The 1,507-nt window shown below is 64.2% G+C and carries 1 protein-coding gene; it reads right to left on the bottom strand.

The features are described from left to right. Nucleotides 1-289: 289 nt before the first annotated feature. Nucleotides 290-1,429 carry an IS110 family transposase gene (locus tag ACWGTO_RS33395; protein WP_454578942.1) on the bottom strand — a complete coding sequence of 380 codons (1,140 nt, stop codon included), beginning with the start codon at nt 1,427-1,429 and terminating at the stop codon, nt 290-292. Between the last annotated feature and the right edge of the window lie 78 nt (nt 1,430-1,507).

Genomic DNA, 1,507 nt, shown 5'->3' with positions numbered 1-1,507 from the left:
CCCCCCTCATATGAGGCGTGTCGTGTCAATGGTAGCGGCGGCGGCCTAATCACTTTCGGACGCTGTCGGGATCGGCCTCGCGGCGAACTGCGGAACAAGTCCACATCACCTCATATCCGGTCGGCTCGCGTGGAGCCTGCACCCATATCCCGCATGCACGGGCAAGTTTGGCGAGGCCGGGAGGATGGGACCCATCTTTTGACGGCATTGAAAGCCCTGGGGGGCAGCGGTCCACACCCATCCCGTTTCGCCGCAAGTGACGTTGGCCGTCCCTCGCGTCGAACTCTTGTCAGGCCTTGGTCATGGCGCCATCCGGCAGCAGGCCCTGCGTCAGGTACCGCCACAAGGCGACTACCAGTTTGCGCGCCAAGGCGACGATCATGGTGCGGCGGATGCGCCCCTTGCCGGCGCCGACGCGCTCTTGGAACCAGCGGGCGAGACGGCTATCGGGCTGGTGGCGCAGCCATAGCCAGGCAAGCTCGATGGCGGTTCGCCGCGCACGTGGGTTGCCCGATCTCTGGATGCCTTGATCGCGGCTGACCGCGCCACTGCTCCAGGGACTGGATGCAAGTCCGAGATAGCCGGCGACCTCACGCCGGTTCTGGAAATCGCGGAAGAAGACCTCGTTCGTCAGCACGCTTGCTATCGTCAATCCGATGCCACGCAGATGGCTCAACTGGATGGTCGCGGGGGCCGTGGTCTCGGCCGCCTGGCGCTGTTCGTCCTCGACCTGCGCGATCATCTCGATCACCAGCCACAGACGGTGGCATTCGCGCCCTATCTCGCGCTTGAGGCAGGGTGGTAGATCTCGTCCGTCGGCCGTGCCCAGCGCCTCAAGCTGTTCACGCCAGTCTCGCCTGGCCGGTTTGAAGTCGCGGATACCCTGCGTCATCAAGAGCCCCTTGATGCGGCTCGAATGCTGGCCGCGTTCGTTAACAAGGCGAGCCCGTTCCCGGCTGCGACGGCGATCGTTCTCCTGCTCGAGGCTTGGCACTCGCACTATCCGGCAGACCCTCGGCTCGCCGCGTTCCAGCGCCATCAGCGTGCGCAGCAGCGCCGCCGCATCGAGGCGATCCGTCTTGGCCCGGCGTGACCGGCGGTCGACCAGGATGCTGGCCGCATCCAGAACTCGATTGTCGATGCCGCGGTCGCACAGGAAACGATGCAGCCAGAAACCGTCGTAACCGGCCTCGTAGCACGACATCACCCGAACCGGACGCGTCAAGGCGGCCTGCGCCTGTTCGCGCCGGTGTTCAATGAGAGCTATAAGCCCTTCGGTGTCACCTCCTTGCAGGCGATGCAGGCTAATCTTGTCGGCCGCTGGCGAGTGCAGGGCTACAAGCCAGGCCGACTTGCTCAATTCCAGTGCAACGAAAATCGTGGCAGTCTTCTCGCCGACGGGCGGCAGAGCAACGGATGAGAGGTTCATGAGACGTCTCCAAGGTTAGGATGTCGGACCCCGAAACCTTACCTGAGTTCCGCCGCCCGTCGCCTCATGGGATCTTTT

This window comes from Mesorhizobium sp. PL10 (assembly GCF_053714315.1).
Note: the sequence above shows the minus strand (reverse complement) of the source record. Positions and strands in the feature narration are given on the sequence as shown.

What these genes read in the sequence shown, in the direction of transcription:
- ACWGTO_RS33395 (WP_454578942.1), bottom strand. Translation starts at nt 1,429, where the DNA reads ATGAACCTCTCATCCGTTGCTCTGCCGCCCGTCGGCGAGAAGACTGCC.